The organism is Amnibacterium sp. (genome assembly GCF_036559085.1).
Lineage (GTDB): Bacteria > Actinomycetota > Actinomycetes > Actinomycetales > Microbacteriaceae > Amnibacterium.
Map to the genome: position 1 here is coordinate 21,845 of NZ_DATBTU010000075.1, position 14,639 is coordinate 36,483.

Here is a 14,639-nt window from a genome sequence, read left to right on the forward strand (position 1 = left end):
GGCCTCGTTCCGTCAGCGGCTGGAGATCCGCCCGAACCGGCGGATCGACAGCGGCACGAAGACGACCAGCAGCACGCCGATCCCGATCAGCACGGCGAGGATCGGGTGCTGCAGCGTCCATGACGAGGCCGTCGGGGTGCCCGGCGGCACGTTGCCGAAGAGGGTGCGTGCCGCGAGCACGAGGGCCGAGACCGGGTTCAGCTCCGCGAAGATCCGCAGCGGCGTCGGCAGGTTCTCGCTCGGCACGAACGCGTTCGAGATGAACGTGAGCGGGAAGAGCACGAGGAACGCCACGTTGTTGATCACCTCGGGGCTGCGCACGCTCATCCCGACCAGCGTCATCACCCAGGACAGGGCGTAGGCGAAGCCCAGCAGCAGGGCGACGCCCGCGAGCGCCTCGAGCGGGCTCGAGTGGACCCGCCAGCCCACGATCAGGCCGGTGACGATCATCACCACCATCGAGAGCGCGTTGATGAGCAGGTCGCCGTTCGTCCGGCCGATCAGCACGGCCGACGGCCGCATCGGCAGGGTCCGGAACCGGTCGATGATGCCGTCCCGGAGGTCGTTCGCGATCGCCGACCCCGAGAACGTGGAGCCGAACACGACCGTCTGGGCGAAGATCCCGGCCATGATGAACTCCTTGTAGCTGCTCCCCGGGATGCGGATGGAGCCGGCGTACACGTAGCTGAACAGCAGCACGAACATGATCGGCTGCAACGTCGTGAAGACCAGGATGTCGGGCACCCGGCGGATCTTGATCAGGTTGCGCCGCGTCGTGATCCAGCCGTCCGAGAGCCATTGGGCCAGGGGGCCGAGGGTGCGCGGGACCGGCGCGGTCCCGATCGGCGCGGTCATCGAGCTCCCTTCCCGGCGGTCTTCAGATCGGCGTCCTCCTCGGGGGCGGATGCGTGTCCGGTGAGGCCGAGGAACACGTCGTCGAGCGTGGGGCGCTCCATGCCGATGTCGTGCAGCGCGACGCCCCGGCCGCGGACCTCCCCGAGCACGGCCTGCAGCGCGCTCGCGCCGTCGGCGACGGTCACGCCGAGGGTCCGCCCGTCGGGGGAGACCTGCACCGGTCCGGTGCCGACGCGTTCGAGCACGGGCCGGACCTGCTCCGCGTCGGTCGGCGAGACGAGGGTGAGGTGCACGCGCTGGCCGCCGATCTGCGACTTCAGCTCGTCGGACGTGCCTCGGGCGATCACCTTCCCGTGGTCGATGACGGCGATGTCGTCGGCCAGCCGGTCGGCCTCCTCGAGGTACTGGGTGGTGAGCAGCACCGTGGTGCCGCCCTCGACGAGCCGCGCGATGACGTCCCAGAGCCCGAGCCGGCTGCGCGGGTCGAGCCCGGTGGTGGGCTCGTCGAGGAACAGGACCGGCGGGTCGATGACCAGCGCGCACGCGAGGTCGATGCGCCGGCGCATGCCGCCGGAGAAGCCCTTCACCGGACGGTTCCGGGCGTCCATCAGGTCGAACAGGTCGACGAGCTCGAGCGCCCTGCGCTTCGAGTCGGCGGCGGACAGGTGGTAGAGCCGGCCGACCATGTCGAGGTTCTCGACGGCGGTGAGGTTCTCGTCGACCGCCGCGTACTGCCCGGAGACGCCGATCATCCTCCGGATGCGATCGGGGTCCTTGACGACGTCGACACCGTCGATCGTCGCCGAGCCCGACTCGGGCGTGAGCAGCGTGGTGAGGACCTTGACGGCCGTGGTCTTGCCGGCGCCGTTCGGTCCGAGCAGGCCGAGCACGGTGCCGCTCGGCACGGCGAGGTCGAGCCCGTCGAGGGCGTGCACGACCGGGGCCTTCCGCGGCCGGTACGTGACGCGCAGCTCGTGCGCCTCGAGGAAAGCCATGGGGCAGGCTACCGACCGGCGCGGACACCGGTCGAGCGCGGGTCGGAGGCCGTCCGGCGAACAGCGGTGCGCCCACGAAGGAGCCCTTCGCGGCACCGGGCGGGATCGCGAAGGTCCCCGCTCCGACGGGCAGCAGGTGATCGGCCGTGCATCCGCCCGGCGCCAGCACGGCGGCCGCAACGGCGCGGAGGGCGGAAGACGGCATGGCAGTCCCTCGAGAGGGACGGACGCGGATGTGCCGGGTGCCGGTCAGTGCGCGGCGGCGACGGCCGCGACGGGCCGCCGCACGGGGCGCCGGCGCAGCGCGAGCACGAAGCAGGTGCCCACGATCGCGACATACGCGACCCAGACCGCGACCTCGAGCCAGGTGGCGGCGGGGGAGAAGTTGAAGACGCCCTTCAGCAGGGTGCCGTACCAGCTGTCGAGCGGCACGGCGGCGCTCACGTCATAGGCGATGCGGCCGATTCCGGGGAGGACGCCCGCCTCCTGCAGGTCGCGCACGCCGTAGCTGAGCACGCCCGCCGCGACGACGACGAGCAGCGCGCCCGTCCAGGTGAAGAAGCGGCTCACGTCGATCCTCACCAGGCCGCGGGAGATCAGCGCGGCGAGGGCGACGGCGGCGCCGATGCCGAGCAGGGCGCCGATCAGCGCGACCACCGACTGGCCGGTCGACTGCACCGCGGTCCAGAGGAACAGGGAGGTCTCGACGCCCTCGCGGCCGACGGAGAGGAACGCCAGCAGCACGATGCCCCAGCCGGCGCCGCCGAGCGAGCGGTCGACGTCGGAGCGCAGCGAGGAGGACAGCGCGGCGCTGTTGCGCACCATCCAGAAGATCATCCAGGTGACGAACCCGACCGCGACGACCGAGAGGGTGCCGGCGATCGCCTCCTCCGCGTCGCCCAGCTCGACCGTGCCGAACGTGAGCACGGCGCCGACCGCGACCGCCAGAGCCACGGCGAGGCCGATCCCCGCCCAGATCCGCGGTTTCAGGTCCGCGCGTCCGAGCTTCGTGGCGTAGCCGAGCAGGATCGAGACGATCAGCGCGGCCTCGAGGCCTTCGCGGAGTCCGATGAGGGAGATGGCGAGCACGGTGGGCTTCCTGATCGGGGGAGAAGGAAGGTAAGGATTACCTAACTTCGATGCTAGGTCAGTTCGTGGGGGTCGTCCACCCGCCGGCTGCCAGGATGGGCCGGTGCCCGCGCGTCCGTCCGCCCCGGAGCTGCTGGGCGGGATGCCGGTCGCCGCGCTCGCGGGCGCGCTCGTCGGCACCCTCGGCGCCTTCAAGCACCAGTCCGGCGTCTCGGCCGTGACGGGCGCCGGCTTCCCGTGGGGGCTGCTGCTCTCGCTCGCGATGGTGGCGGCGGTGCTGTCGGCCATCCGGGTCTCGTTCGTGTCGCGGCTCTACACGATCGCGGCGGCCGTCGGCGTGGTCGCGGCCGTCGGCCTCTTCGCGCTCCGCGGCCCCGGCGGGTCCCTCGTCGTGATCGGGAACGCGGAGGGGATCGTCTGGCTGATCGGGTCGGTGCTGATCGCGCTCCTCGTCGCCGTGCTCCCCGGCCGGCGCCGAGCGGGCTCCCCGCCCGCCGATGGGATACTGGAGGCCGACGCCCGAGAAGAGGATCCAGCCCCGTGACCTATGTCATCGCCCTGCCGTGCGTGGACGTCAAGGACCGCGCCTGCATCGACGAGTGCCCCGTGGACTGCATCTACGAGGGCGAGCGGATGCTCTACATCCAGCCCGACGAGTGCGTCGACTGCGGCGCGTGCGAGCCGGTGTGCCCCGTCGAGGCCATCTACTACGAGGACGACCTGCCGCCGCAATGGGCCGACTACTACAAGGCCAACGTCGAGTTCTTCGACGAGGTCGGGTCGCCGGGCGGCGCCGCGAAGGTGGGCGTGATCCCGAAGGACCACCCCCTGGTCGCCGCCCTTCCGCCCCAGGCGTGACGGGAAGCCACATCGACCTGCGCCGATAGGCTGCTGCGGTGACGGACGAGACGACCGCGAGCATCCGCTACCCGGGTGGCACCGCCGACTTCCCGATCCTGCCCGCCACCGAGGGTGCCTCGAGCATCGACATCGCGCAGCTCACCCGCAAGACGGGGCTCACGACGCTCGACAACGGATTCGTCAACACCGCATCGACGAGGTCCGCGATCACCTTCATCGACGGCGACAAGGGGATCCTCCGCTACCGCGGCTATCCGATCGAGGAGCTGGCGCAGCACTCCACCTACCTCGAGGTGGCGTGGCTGCTCATCCACGGCGAGCTGCCGACGCCCGACGAGCTGGCGGAGTTCGACGAGAAGATCCGGCGGCACACGCTCCTGCACGAGGACCTGCGCCGGTTCTTCACGGCGCTGCCGCACAACGCGCATCCGATGACGGTGCTCTCGAGCGCCGTCAGCGCGCTCGCGACCTACTACGAGGACTCGCTGTCGCCCCACGACCCCGAGCAGGTCGAGGCGTCGACCATCCGCCTCCTCGCGAAGCTGCCCGTCATCGCGGCCTACGCGCACAAGAAGACGCTCGGCCAGGCGTTCCTCTACCCCGACAACCGCCTGTCGTTCGTCGACAACTTCGTGCGGCTGAACTTCGGCACGAACGCCGAGCCCTACGAGGTGAACCCGGTCGTCTCGCGCGCGCTGGAGCGGCTGCTGATCCTGCACGAGGACCACGAGCAGAACGCGTCGGCCTCGACGGTGCGGATCGTCGGATCCACCGAGGCGAACCTCTTCGTATCCATCTCGGCCGGCATCGCGGCGCTGTCCGGGCCGCTGCACGGCGGGGCGAACGAGGCCGTCCTGGCGATGCTGGCCCGCATCCGCGACTCGGGCGAGGGCGTCGCCGCCTACGTCGAGCGCGTGAAGAAGAAGGAGGAGGGCGTGCGCCTGATGGGCTTCGGCCATCGGGTGTACAAGTCCTACGACCCGCGCGCGAAGCTCGTCAAGGAGAGCGCCGACGAGGTGCTCGAGGCCCTCGGGGTGCACGACCCGCTGCTCGACCTCGCCCGCGAGCTGGAGCAGATCGCGCTCTCGGACGACTACTTCATCGAGCGGCGCCTCTATCCGAACGTCGACTTCTACACCGGGGTGCTCTACAAGGCGATGGGCTTCCCGCCGCGGATGTTCACGGTGCTGTTCGCGATCGGGCGGCTGCCCGGCTGGATCGCGCACTGGCGCGAGGCGAACGACGACCCGTCGACCAAGATCGGCCGACCGCAGCAGCTCTACATCGGCCCGTCGGAACGCCACCTCGGCCGCTAGCCCGGCCGCGGTCCGCAATTCCGGGCGCCTTCCGTGATTCCGGGCGTCCTAAGACGCCCGCAATGACGGGTACCGCCCAGAATCTGCGGGGATCGAGACGTCGCGCTCGCGGGATCCGCTCCTCCACAGGCCATCTCGCGGCTCCGTCGTCCACAGGCCGGCGCCTTACGGCCGCGCGCCGCAGACGAATCCCCGATGCTCGCCCGCATGGACCCCATCGAAGGAGCCGCCGACCTGATCCTGGTCCGGCATCACAACCGCACCGGCGACGGCCGCGCGATGCAGCGGGCGGCGGACCGGGGCGATCTGACGCGGTTGCGCAGCGGAGCATACGTCTCCGCCGCGATCTGGGATCGGCTCCCGGAGGACGACCGCCGGCGCCTTGAGGCGGCGGCCATGGCGGAGATGCATCCCGCGTTCGTCGCCAGTCACCGGTCCGCCGCCGCGCTCTGGCACGTGCCCACCATCCGCCCACCCGACGGGCTGGTGCACGCGCGGGTGACCGTCGCGGCGGGCAGCAGAACCGAGCACGGCGTCCGCAAGCATGCGACGCACGATCCCGAGCAGCACCTCGCCGCGGTCGACGGGATCGCCTGCACCACGCTGGAGCGGACGGCGCTCGATCTCGCTGCGACCGAGGCCTTCGACGAAGCGGTGGTCGCACTCGACTGGGTGCTGGCCCAGGGCATCACGAAGGATCGGCTCCGCCAGGTGCTCGACGAGTGGGCGCCGGCGCGCGGCCGCCACCGGATCGAGGCCGCCCTCGCGTTCGCGGACCGCGACTCCGGTTCTCCGGGTGAATCGCTGTCCCGCGTCCTCATCGCGGATGCCGGGCTTCCGGCCCCGATCCTGCAGCAGCCGTTCTTCGACCGGCGTGGCCTGATCGGATACGTCGACTTCTGGTGGCCCGACTTCGGCCTGATCGGTGAGTTCGACGGGCTGAAGAAGTACCGCGAGGCGGATCTCCTGGCCGGCAGGACGCCCGCTCAGGTCGTCATCGCGGAGAAGGTGCGCGAGGACCGGCTCCGCGCCACTACCGGGCACCCTCACGTGCACCGCTGGACCTGGCCGACCCTGAGGACCCGCGGCGCCCTCGCCCGCGACCTGCAGCTCGCGGGCCTCCCGCGGCTGCGCTGAATCCGGGCGTGATCCGTCATTCCGGGCGCGAGAAGACGCCCGGAATGACGGAAGGCGCCCGGATTCGCGGGCTAGGCGTGGAGCGACTCGTTGAGGGCGATGCCCGCACCCGAGCGCTCGACCGCCTCGACCGCGCCCGTGAGGGAGTTGCGGCGGAAGAGCAGGTTCGGCCGGCCCGACAGCTCGCGGGCCTTGACCACCCGGCCGGACTCGCCCGGCAGCGTCACCTTCGTGCCCGCCGTCACGTAGAGGCCCGCCTCGATCACGCAGTCGTCGCCGATCGCGATGCCGAGGCCCGCGTTCGCGCCGAGGAGGCAGCGGCGGCCGATCGAGACGCGCTCCGTGCCGCCGCCGGAGAGGGTGCCCATGATCGAGGCGCCCCCGCCGATGTCCGAGCCGTCGCCGACGACGACCCCCTGCGAGATCCGGCCCTCCACCATCGAGGCGCCGAGGGTGCCCGCGTTGTAGTTGACGAAGCCCTCGTGCATGACGACGGTGCCGGGCGCGAGGTGCGCGCCGAGCCGCACGCGTGATGCGTCGGCGATCCGCACGCCCGACGGCACGACGTAGTCGGTCATCCGCGGGAAGCGGTCGAGGCCCTGGATGTCGATGCCGTCACGCCAGAGGTACTCCCGGCGGAGGAAGGGCGCCTCCTCGGGCGGCACCGCACCCCGCGAGGTCCAGAGCACGATCGGCAGCACGCCGAAGATCCCGTCGAGGTCGATCGTGTTCGGCGCGACCAGGCGGTGGGACAGCAGGTGGAGGCGCAGGTAGGCGTCGGGCGTCGTCGCCGGGGGAGCGTCGAGGTCGATCCGCACCGTGACCGGTGCACGGCGCACCCGCAGGCCCTCGTCCTCGCCGGCGAGCCGGAGGAGGTCGACCGGGGCCTCGCCCGGATCGCGGTCGCCGAGCTCCGGCGCCGGGAACCAGGTGTCGAGGACGGTCCCGTCGGCGGCGGAGGTGGCGAGGCCGTGGCCCCAGGCGCTTCGGGAGGCGTCGGTCACGGGCCCAGGCTAGCCGGGGGCCTTCCCCGGCATCGAGGCGGTGGCCGGTAGCCTTCGGAGGGTGCCGGGACTGGACCTCACCGCCGATGTCGTCGCGCTCACCCGGGCGATCTGCGACATCGAGACCGTCTCCGACCACGAGGGACCGCTCGCCGACGCGATCGAGGCCGCGGTGCGGGGGTTGCCCCACCTCGTCGTGCGCCGCTACGGCGACACCGTCGTCGCGCGCACCGAGCTCGGCCGCGACGCCCGCGTCGTGATCGCCGGGCACATCGACACCGTGCCGGTCAACGGCAACCTCCCGACGCGGATCGACTCGATCGCCGGCGAGGAGGTGCTGATCGGCCGCGGCACCGTCGACATGAAGGGCGGCGTCGCCGTCCAGCTGAAGCTCGCCGCCGAGGTCACCGAGCCCGTGATCGACGTGACCTGGATCTGGTACGACCACGAGGAGGTCGCCGAGGCCCTCAACGGCCTCAACGTGCTCTCGCAGACGCATCCGGAGGAGCTCGCGGGGGACTTCGCGATCCTCGGCGAGCCCACCGGCGCCGGGATCGAGGGCGGCTGCAACGGCAACCTGCGCGCCGAGATCCGCACCTTCGGCCGCCGGTCGCACTCGGCCCGCGGCTGGGTCGGCGTGAACGCCATCCACCGCGCCGCCCCGATCCTCGACCGGCTCGCCGCGTACGAGGCCGCGACGGTGGAGGTGGACGGGCTCGCGTACCGGGAGGGGCTGAACGCGGTCGGCATCTCGGGCGGCGTGGCCGGCAACGTCATCCCCGACGAGTGCATGGTGCATGTGAACTACCGCTTCGCGCCGAGCCGGTCGCCCGAGGAGGCGGTCGAGCACGTCCGCGAGGTCTTCGAGGGCTTCGACGTGCGGATCGTGGACCTCGCCGGCGGCGCCCGGCCCGGCCTCGACGTGCCCGTCGCCCGCGACTTCGTCGCCGCGGTCGGCGCCGTCCCGCGCCCGAAGTACGGCTGGACCGACGTCGCCCGGTTCGCCCGCCTCGGCGTCCCGGCCGTGAACTACGGCCCCGGCGATCCGCTGCTCGCCCACGCCGACGACGAGCGGGTGCCCACCGACCAGATCCGCGCCTGCGAGGCGGGCCTGCGCGCGTGGCTGACGCGGGCCTGACGACCGCGCCGACGCGCGCGGCCGACACGGACGGGGAGCAGCCGCGCCCCGGCCTCCGCGGGTCCTGGTCGGCGCTGTCCTGGTGGGGGCGGGCGCTCGCGGTCTTCGCCGCGTCCCGGCTCGTCACGACACTGCTCTACCTCTGGGTCGGCACGCAGGGCACGACCGCCTCCCGGGCCGGTCCGCATCCGGACCTCGTGACCCTCGCCACCGCCTGGGACGGCCAGTGGTACTGGTACGTCGCGGTGCACGGCTACCCGGCGGTGCTGCCGCTCACGGCCTCCGGCGCCGTCGACACGAACCAGTGGGCGTTCCTGCCCCTGTACCCGTACCTCGTGAAGGCGCTGTCGCTCGGGGTGACCGCAGCCTGGCCGCCGGTCGCCGTGCTCGTCTCGCTCGCCGCCGGATTCGTCGCGGCCGTGCTGCTGTCGCTGCTGCTGCGGCCGCGGATCGGGGCCGGCCGCGCGGACTTCGCCGTCGCGCTGTTCGCCTTCTCGCCCCTCGCGTTCGTGCTGCAGGCCGCCTACGCCGAGTCCCTCGGCCTCGCCCTGCTGCTCGGCGCGCTCTGCCTCGTCGACCGGCATCGCTACGCCGCCGCGATCCCCGTGACGGTGGCGCTGGCCTTCACCCGCCCGGATGCGCTGCCGCTCGCCCTCGCGATCGGGTTGCACCTGCTGGTGCGCATCCGCGGGGCGCGGGCGGGGCGGGATCCGCTGCCGAGGAGCGAGCTCGTCGCCGGCGTCGTGCTCACCGCCGTCACGCTCGTCGCCGGGCTCGCCTGGACCTGGATCGCGGCCGCCGCGACCGGCGTCCCCGACGCCTACCTGCGCACCGAGGCGGCCTGGCGGGCGCTCTGGATGGGCGACTCCGCCTTCGCGCTCTTCACGCCCTGGTGGTTCGCCGCGCACTTCTGGACGGAGCGCGCGGTCGGCTCGGCCGGGGCCGACATCGTCGCCGTCCTGCTCCTCGTGGTCGTCGTCGGCGGCTTCGTCGCCCTGCTGCTCTCGCCGGCGGCGCGTCTCCTCGGCGCGCTGAACCGGCTGTGGGCCGCCTCCTACGCGCTCTACCTGCTCGCGGTGTTCTTCCCGCAGTCGAGCCTCTTCCGGCTGCTGATGCCGATGGCGCCCCTGACCGGGGCGCTCGTGCCGCGCCGCACGGCGGCCCGCGCAGCACTGCTCGTGGCGTGCACGGCCATGCAGGCGCTCTGGCTGTGGTGCACCTACGGGCCCTTCCAGGTCTACTGGAGTGTGCCCTGATCAGGCCCTCGAGTGCCCGGCATTTGGGTGTGGCGCCCGCGGTAGGGGATAATGGGGATCGTTCTTCGGGAAGGAAGAGGTGCTCGCATGGCGGCGATGAAACCGCGAACGGGTGACGGTCCGATGGAGGCGGTCAAGGAGGGGCGCCTCATCATCGTGCGTGTTCCGCTCGAGGGTGGCGGCCGCCTCGTGGTGTCGGTCAACGACGCCGAGGCCAAGGAGCTCCGCGACGCGCTGTCCAACGCCGTCGGCTGACCGTCTGATCGCTCGGCTTCGAGCCTGATCCTTGACGTCTCGTGCGTCGCGTCAGCGGCGCACGAGCTGGAGCAGGCCGTCTCCGACCGGCAGCAGCGCCGCGAGCAGGTCGGACCGGTCCCGCACCGCTTTCAGCAGATCGCGGTGCGTCACCGTTGCGCGATCCCGCCTGGCGGGGTTCGCGACCTTGCCGCCCTGCAGCGCACGGGCGACGAGTACGGTGCCGCCCACTCGCGCGAGCCGCAGCGCCGCATCCACGTAGCCGGGCAGGGACTCCCAGTCCGCGTCGACGAGCACGAGGTCGTACGAGTCGTCGTTCATCCGCGGGAGCACGTCGCGCGCGTCGCCGGTGATGAAGCGCACCTGCTTCGGGTGCCCGGCCTCCGCGAAGACGCTCCGCGCGACCTGGTGGTGATCGAGGTCGACGTCGATCGTCGTCAGCTGCGCCGCGGGCGCTCCCCGCAGCAGCCAGAGGCCCGAGACGCCCGCGCCGGTGCCGATCTCGACGATCGATGCCGCCGGCCGCGCCGCCGCGGCGACCGCGAGCGCGGCGCCGACCGCGGGGGAGACCGGCTCGATGCCGAACTGCGCGGACGCGTCGCGAGCGCTGAGGATCGCCTCGTCCTCGGCTGCGAAGGCGTCGGCGAACACGGCGCCGGTGGTGCTGTCGGGCATCCCCGAAAGCCTAGTGTCGGCGCCGATCCGGGGAAGCGGGCGGCGCGGAGCGGATTCGGCGCTTACAGTTCCTCCATGGGTTTCGGGTTCGAGAAGCTGCTGGTGATCGGCGTGATCGCCCTCTTCCTGATCGGGCCCGAGAAGCTGCCCGACTACGCGTCCCGTCTCGCCCGCTTCGTCCGCACCGCTCGCCGCATGATCGACGACGCGAAGGACCGGGTGAAGGAGGAGATGGGGCCCGACTTCGACGAGGAGGAGTGGCGCAAGCTCGACCCGCGGCAGTACGACCCGCGCCGCATCATCCGCGACGCCCTGCTCGAGCCCCTCGACCGGGACGACCCGGCGCCCGAGCCGCAGCCCGTCGAGGTCCGCAGCGAGCCGCGGCGGGTGCGTGGCGAGGCCGCGGTCTTCGACTCCGAGGCGACCTGAGCCGCTAGCCCGGCCGCACCGGCAGGGAGCGTCCCGCCAGTCCACGGGGTCGCGCGCCGATCGCGGCCGCGAGCCGCGCGAGGGCGACCGCGGCCGGATCCGTGGGATCCGCCAGCACGACCGGCGTGCCCGTGTCGCCGTCGCGCCGCAACGTCGAGCTGAGCGGCACGGAGCCGAGCAGCGGGACCGGCTCGTCCGCCGTCGACAGCCGGGCGGCGACGGCCTCGCCGCCGCCGGAGCCGAACAGGTCGAGCAGGGAGCCGTCGGGGAGGACGGCCGGCGCCATCGTCTCCACGACGCCGATCACGCGCTGCCCGAGGCGTCGCGCGACGAGCCCCGAGCGCACCGCGACGTCCGCAGCGGCGGCCTGCGGGGTCGTCACGACGAGCACCTCCGCGGACGGCAGCAGCTGGCCGAGCGAGATCGCGACGTCGCCGGTGCCGGGCGGCGAGTCGACGAGCAGCACGTCGAGGTCGCCGAAGTGCACGTCGGTGAGGAACTGGTTCAGCGTGCGGTGCAGCATCGGTCCGCGCCAGGCGACTGCGCCGGTGCGGTCGTCGGGCGGGAGGAACATCCCGATCGACACCGCCTTCACGCCGTGCGCGACCGGCGGCAGGATGAGGCCGTCGAGGCTCGTCGGCGCCACGTCGGGCGCGATGCCGAGCAGGCCGGGGATCGAGAAGCCGTGCACGTCGGCGTCGACGACCCCGACCGACCGGCCGGCCGCGGCGAGCGCCACGGCGAGGTTCGCGGTGACCGTCGACTTGCCGACGCCACCCTTGCCGGAGGTCACTGCGATCACGCGGGTCAGCGACTCCGGGCCGAACGGGTTCGTGCGCACGCCGCGCAGCCGCTCGACGAGCGCCGCGCGGCGCGCCGGCGCCATCACCCCGAGGGCGAGCTCGACCCGCTCGACGCCGGGCACCGCGAGGGCCGCGGCCCTCGCATCCGCCTCGATCCGGTCCGCGGCCGGGCAGCCGGTGATGGTGAGGCTGAGCGCGATCCGCACGGTGCCGCCGTCGACCTCGACGCCGTCCACCATGTCGAGCTCCGCGATCGGGCGGCGGATCTCCGGGTCCCGCACCCGGCCGACCGAGTCGCGGACCGCGTCCGCCAGCGCGGTCATGAGCCGGACGGGTTGCCCGCCGCCCGGTCCGCTTCGCGCTTGTCGAGCTCCTCGAGCAGCCCGCGCAGCTCCGTCCGCACGAAGTCCTTCGACGCCATGTCGCGCACGAGCAGCCGCAGCGCGACGATCTCGCGGGCGAGGTACTCGGTGTCGTCGAGGTTCCGCTGCGCCTGCTGGCGGTCCTGCTCGACCTGCACCCGGTCGCGGTCGTCCTGCCGGTTCTGCGCGAGCAGGATGAGGGGCGCGGCGTAGGACGCCTGCAGCGACAGGATCAGCGTCATCACGGCGAACCCGTTGCTCACCGGGTCGAACTGGGCGGCCTTCGGGGCGAAGGCGTTCCAGGCGAGCCAGGCGAGGACGAAGACGGTCAGCCCGATCAGGAACCCGGAGGTGCCCATCGCGCGGGCGAACCCCTCGGAGAACCGCCCCATGACGTCGCGGCTCGTGCGCGGCTGACGGCGCCGGCCGAGTCCCTTCGGCTCCTCGAGCGGGTCGATCCGGCGCCGCTGCTGGCGGCTACCCGGCGCGGCCACGAGAGGTCCTCCGTGGTCGGGTCACGATGGCGGACGTGTCCGTCGACGGCCGGCGCAGCGGCGGCCGCGGCGACTCGGGGGCGTCGCCGGTGCGCCAGTCGTCGGGCAGCAGGCGGTCGAGCACGTCGTCCACGGTGACCACGCCGACGAGCCGGTGGCTCGCGTCGACGACGGGCACCTGGACGAGGTTGTAGGACGCGAGGATCCGGGCCACCTCGGCCGCGGACGTGTCGGCGCGCACGGGCTCGGTCGATGTGTCGAGCAGGGTGCCCATCCGCTCGTGCGGCGGGTAGCGCAGCATCCGCTGGAAGTGCACGATGCCGAGGAACCGGCCGGTCGGCGGCTCGTACGGCGGCAGCGTGATGCAGATCGCGGCGCCGAGCGCGGGGGCGAGCTCGTGCCGGCGGATGAGCGCGAGGCCCTCGGCGACCGTCGCGTCCGAGGACAGGATGATCGGGTCGGTCGTCATCAGGCCGCCGGCGGTGTCCGGCTCGTAGCGCAGCAGCATGCGCACGTCGTCGGCCTCGTCGGGCTCCATGAGGTCGAGGAGCGTCTCGCTGCGCTCGTCGGGCAGCGTGGCGATGAGGTCGGCGGCGTCGTCGGGCTGCATCGCCTCGAGCACGTCGGCGGCGCGGTCGTCGCCGAGCCCCGCGAGGATCCGGGCGCCCGAGGACTCGGGCATCTCCTCGAGGACGTCGGCCAGCCGCTCGTCCGGCAGCTCGGCGACGACCTCGTGCATCCGCTGCTCCGGCAGGTCGAGCAGGGTGGAGGCGAGGTCGGCGGCCTGCAGGTCGGCGTAGCTCTGGATGAGCTGCGCCGCGGACTGGCTCTGCCCGCTGAGGACCCGCTCGCGCACGTCCCCCCACTTGACGAACATCGTCGCGCCCTTCGCGAAGGGTGAGGGGCTCGTCTTCGGGCGGCGCACGAAGACCTGCGCGACCTCCCACTCGCCGGGGCCGACCTCCTCGATGGCGACGTCCTCGATGGTCGCGTCACCGGATCCGTCGGTCAGCGCCACGCGGCGGCCGAGCATCTCGGCGAGGATGCGGGTCTCGCTGGCGCGCTGCTCGAAGCGGCGCACGCTGATCAGCCCGGTCGTGATGACCTGCCCGGAGCCGATCGAGACGATGCGGCCGATCGAGAGGAAGACGCGACGGCGGCCGGGGATCTCGACGACCATGCCGACGACGCGCGGCGGGTCGGAGCGGCGGTAGACGACCACCACATCGCGCACCCGGCCCAGCCGGTCGCCCTGACGGTCGAAGACGGCGCACCCGGCCAGGCGGGCCACGAAGATGCGCGTCGTGCTCACAGGGCCCAGGCTAGTCAAAGGGTGCCCATCGACCCGCCAAGGCGCCCGATGGGATACTCCCCGGGTGACCAGCACGCAGGGCGCGTTCGGCGCCTCCCGGCAGATGTCGTTCCCGAAGCCGCCCTCGGGCGACGTGATCGCCACCTACGACTCCTACGAGGGCGCCCAGCAGGCCGTCGACGAGCTCGCCCACGCCGACTTCCCGGTGCGGTCCGCCTCGATCGTCGGCAACGACATGAAGAGCGTCGAGCGCGTGACCGGCCGGCTCTCGTGGGGCCGGGCCGCCGGTGCCGGTGCCGCGTCCGGGCTCTGGCTCGGACTCTTCCTCGGCGTCGTCACCCTCATCTTCTCGACCCGGGCGAACCCGGGCGTCGGCTACCTCGTCGGCGCGGTGCTGCTCGGCGCCGCGTTCGGGATCCTGTTCGGGCTCGTCAGCTACGCCGCCACCCGCAGCCGCCGCGACTTCAGCTCGGTGATGCAGGTGGTCGCGTCGACCTACTCCCTCGTCGTCGACCCCGAGGTCGCGAACCGGGCGCGCAACATCCTCGGCGTCGGGCTCGGCGGCACGGCCGTGACGCCGGTGACACCGGTCGGGGGCGTCGACGACGCCCCCGACGAGCCCCCGACGGGCCCGGTCGCCGGCGCCTGACTCATCGCT

17 protein-coding genes are annotated in these 14,639 nt (G+C 72.8%); 9 read left to right on the forward strand and 8 right to left on the reverse strand.

The window, feature by feature from the left end:
- Window positions 1-12 precede the first annotated feature (12 nt).
- From VIG76_RS13735 to efeU, 3 genes are all read right to left on the reverse strand, one after another.
- Entirely contained in the window at window positions 13-855 is an 843-nt protein-coding gene (locus VIG76_RS13735; RefSeq protein WP_331955110.1) for an ABC transporter permease, read from the reverse strand.
- A complete protein-coding gene (locus VIG76_RS13740) occupies window positions 852-1,850 on the reverse strand; it encodes an ATP-binding cassette domain-containing protein (protein ID WP_331955112.1) in 999 nt (332 codons plus the stop codon). Before VIG76_RS13740 ends, VIG76_RS13735 begins: the two co-directional genes overlap by 4 nt.
- Before the next feature lie 249 nt (window positions 1,851-2,099).
- Window positions 2,100-2,939 carry an iron uptake transporter permease EfeU gene (efeU, locus tag VIG76_RS13745; protein ID WP_331955114.1) on the reverse strand — a complete coding sequence of 280 codons (840 nt, stop codon included), beginning with the start codon at window positions 2,937-2,939 and terminating at the stop codon, window positions 2,100-2,102.
- A gap of 103 nt (window positions 2,940-3,042) precedes the next feature.
- Between efeU and VIG76_RS13750 the strand changes: the two genes are divergently transcribed.
- The 4 genes from VIG76_RS13750 to VIG76_RS13765 all read left to right on the forward strand — a co-directional run bounded on the left by VIG76_RS13750 (window position 3,043) and on the right by VIG76_RS13765 (window position 6,253).
- On the forward strand, window positions 3,043-3,483 hold the full coding sequence (locus VIG76_RS13750; protein WP_331955116.1) for a hypothetical protein: 441 nt from the start codon (window positions 3,043-3,045) through the stop codon (window positions 3,481-3,483).
- Window positions 3,480-3,797, forward strand: a complete 318-nt coding sequence (gene fdxA / locus VIG76_RS13755; RefSeq protein WP_331955118.1) for a ferredoxin — start codon at window positions 3,480-3,482, stop codon at window positions 3,795-3,797. Before VIG76_RS13750 ends, fdxA begins: the two co-directional genes overlap by 4 nt.
- Before the next feature lie 38 nt (window positions 3,798-3,835).
- Complete coding sequence (locus VIG76_RS13760) at window positions 3,836-5,116, forward strand: citrate synthase (protein ID WP_331955120.1); 1,281 nt, start codon at window positions 3,836-3,838, stop codon at window positions 5,114-5,116.
- 195 nt (window positions 5,117-5,311) lie between these two features.
- Window positions 5,312-6,253: a hypothetical protein gene (locus VIG76_RS13765; RefSeq protein WP_331955123.1), complete on the forward strand. Its 942-nt coding sequence runs from the start codon at window positions 5,312-5,314 to the stop codon at window positions 6,251-6,253.
- A 71-nt stretch (window positions 6,254-6,324) separates the two neighbouring features.
- On the opposite strand, the gene dapD is transcribed toward VIG76_RS13765, so the two are convergent.
- Window positions 6,325-7,257, reverse strand: coding sequence for a 2,3,4,5-tetrahydropyridine-2,6-dicarboxylate N-succinyltransferase (dapD, locus tag VIG76_RS13770; protein WP_331955125.1), 933 nt, complete (start codon window positions 7,255-7,257; stop codon window positions 6,325-6,327).
- 61 nt (window positions 7,258-7,318) lie between these two features.
- Here dapD and dapE point away from each other — a divergent pair, with 61 nt between their 5' ends.
- The 3 genes from dapE (at window position 7,319) to VIG76_RS13785 (ending at window position 9,906) form a co-directional block, all read left to right on the forward strand.
- On the forward strand, window positions 7,319-8,395 hold the full coding sequence (gene dapE, locus VIG76_RS13775; protein ID WP_331955127.1) for a succinyl-diaminopimelate desuccinylase: 1,077 nt from the start codon (window positions 7,319-7,321) through the stop codon (window positions 8,393-8,395).
- Window positions 8,377-9,651 carry a hypothetical protein gene (locus VIG76_RS13780; RefSeq protein ID WP_331955129.1) on the forward strand — a complete coding sequence of 425 codons (1,275 nt, stop codon included), beginning with the start codon at window positions 8,377-8,379 and terminating at the stop codon, window positions 9,649-9,651. Before dapE ends, VIG76_RS13780 begins: the two co-directional genes overlap by 19 nt.
- Window positions 9,652-9,738: 87 nt before the next feature.
- Complete coding sequence (locus VIG76_RS13785; RefSeq protein ID WP_331955131.1) at window positions 9,739-9,906, forward strand: DUF3117 domain-containing protein; 168 nt, start codon at window positions 9,739-9,741, stop codon at window positions 9,904-9,906.
- Between the two features lie 51 nt (window positions 9,907-9,957).
- Here the strand turns inward: VIG76_RS13785 and VIG76_RS13790 are convergent, their stop codons facing one another.
- Window positions 9,958-10,581: an O-methyltransferase gene (locus tag VIG76_RS13790; protein WP_331955133.1), complete on the reverse strand. Its 624-nt coding sequence runs from the start codon at window positions 10,579-10,581 to the stop codon at window positions 9,958-9,960.
- A 75-nt stretch (window positions 10,582-10,656) separates the two neighbouring features.
- Here VIG76_RS13790 and VIG76_RS13795 point away from each other — a divergent pair, with 75 nt between their 5' ends.
- Window positions 10,657-11,010 (forward strand): twin-arginine translocase TatA/TatE family subunit, encoded by a 354-nt coding sequence (locus VIG76_RS13795; protein ID WP_331955135.1) that lies wholly within the window; start codon window positions 10,657-10,659, stop codon window positions 11,008-11,010.
- Between the two features lie 4 nt (window positions 11,011-11,014).
- Here the strand turns inward: VIG76_RS13795 and VIG76_RS13800 are convergent, their stop codons facing one another.
- From VIG76_RS13800 to VIG76_RS13810, 3 genes are read right to left on the reverse strand one after another with little or no spacing between them, the layout of a single operon-like run.
- Window positions 11,015-12,136, reverse strand: coding sequence for a P-loop NTPase (locus VIG76_RS13800; RefSeq protein ID WP_331955137.1), 1,122 nt, complete (start codon window positions 12,134-12,136; stop codon window positions 11,015-11,017).
- Window positions 12,133-12,669 carry a DUF1003 domain-containing protein gene (locus tag VIG76_RS13805; protein WP_414640648.1) on the reverse strand — a complete coding sequence of 179 codons (537 nt, stop codon included), beginning with the start codon at window positions 12,667-12,669 and terminating at the stop codon, window positions 12,133-12,135. The genes VIG76_RS13800 and VIG76_RS13805 overlap by 4 nt, the downstream gene beginning before the upstream one ends.
- Window positions 12,653-13,981, reverse strand: coding sequence for a magnesium transporter MgtE N-terminal domain-containing protein (locus VIG76_RS13810; protein ID WP_331955139.1), 1,329 nt, complete (start codon window positions 13,979-13,981; stop codon window positions 12,653-12,655). Before VIG76_RS13810 ends, VIG76_RS13805 begins: the two co-directional genes overlap by 17 nt.
- A 64-nt stretch (window positions 13,982-14,045) precedes the next feature.
- On the opposite strand from VIG76_RS13810, the gene VIG76_RS13815 reads away from it, so the two are divergent.
- Entirely contained in the window at window positions 14,046-14,630 is a 585-nt protein-coding gene (locus tag VIG76_RS13815) for a YflT domain-containing protein (RefSeq protein ID WP_331955141.1), read from the forward strand.
- Window positions 14,631-14,639: the final 9 nt, after the last annotated feature.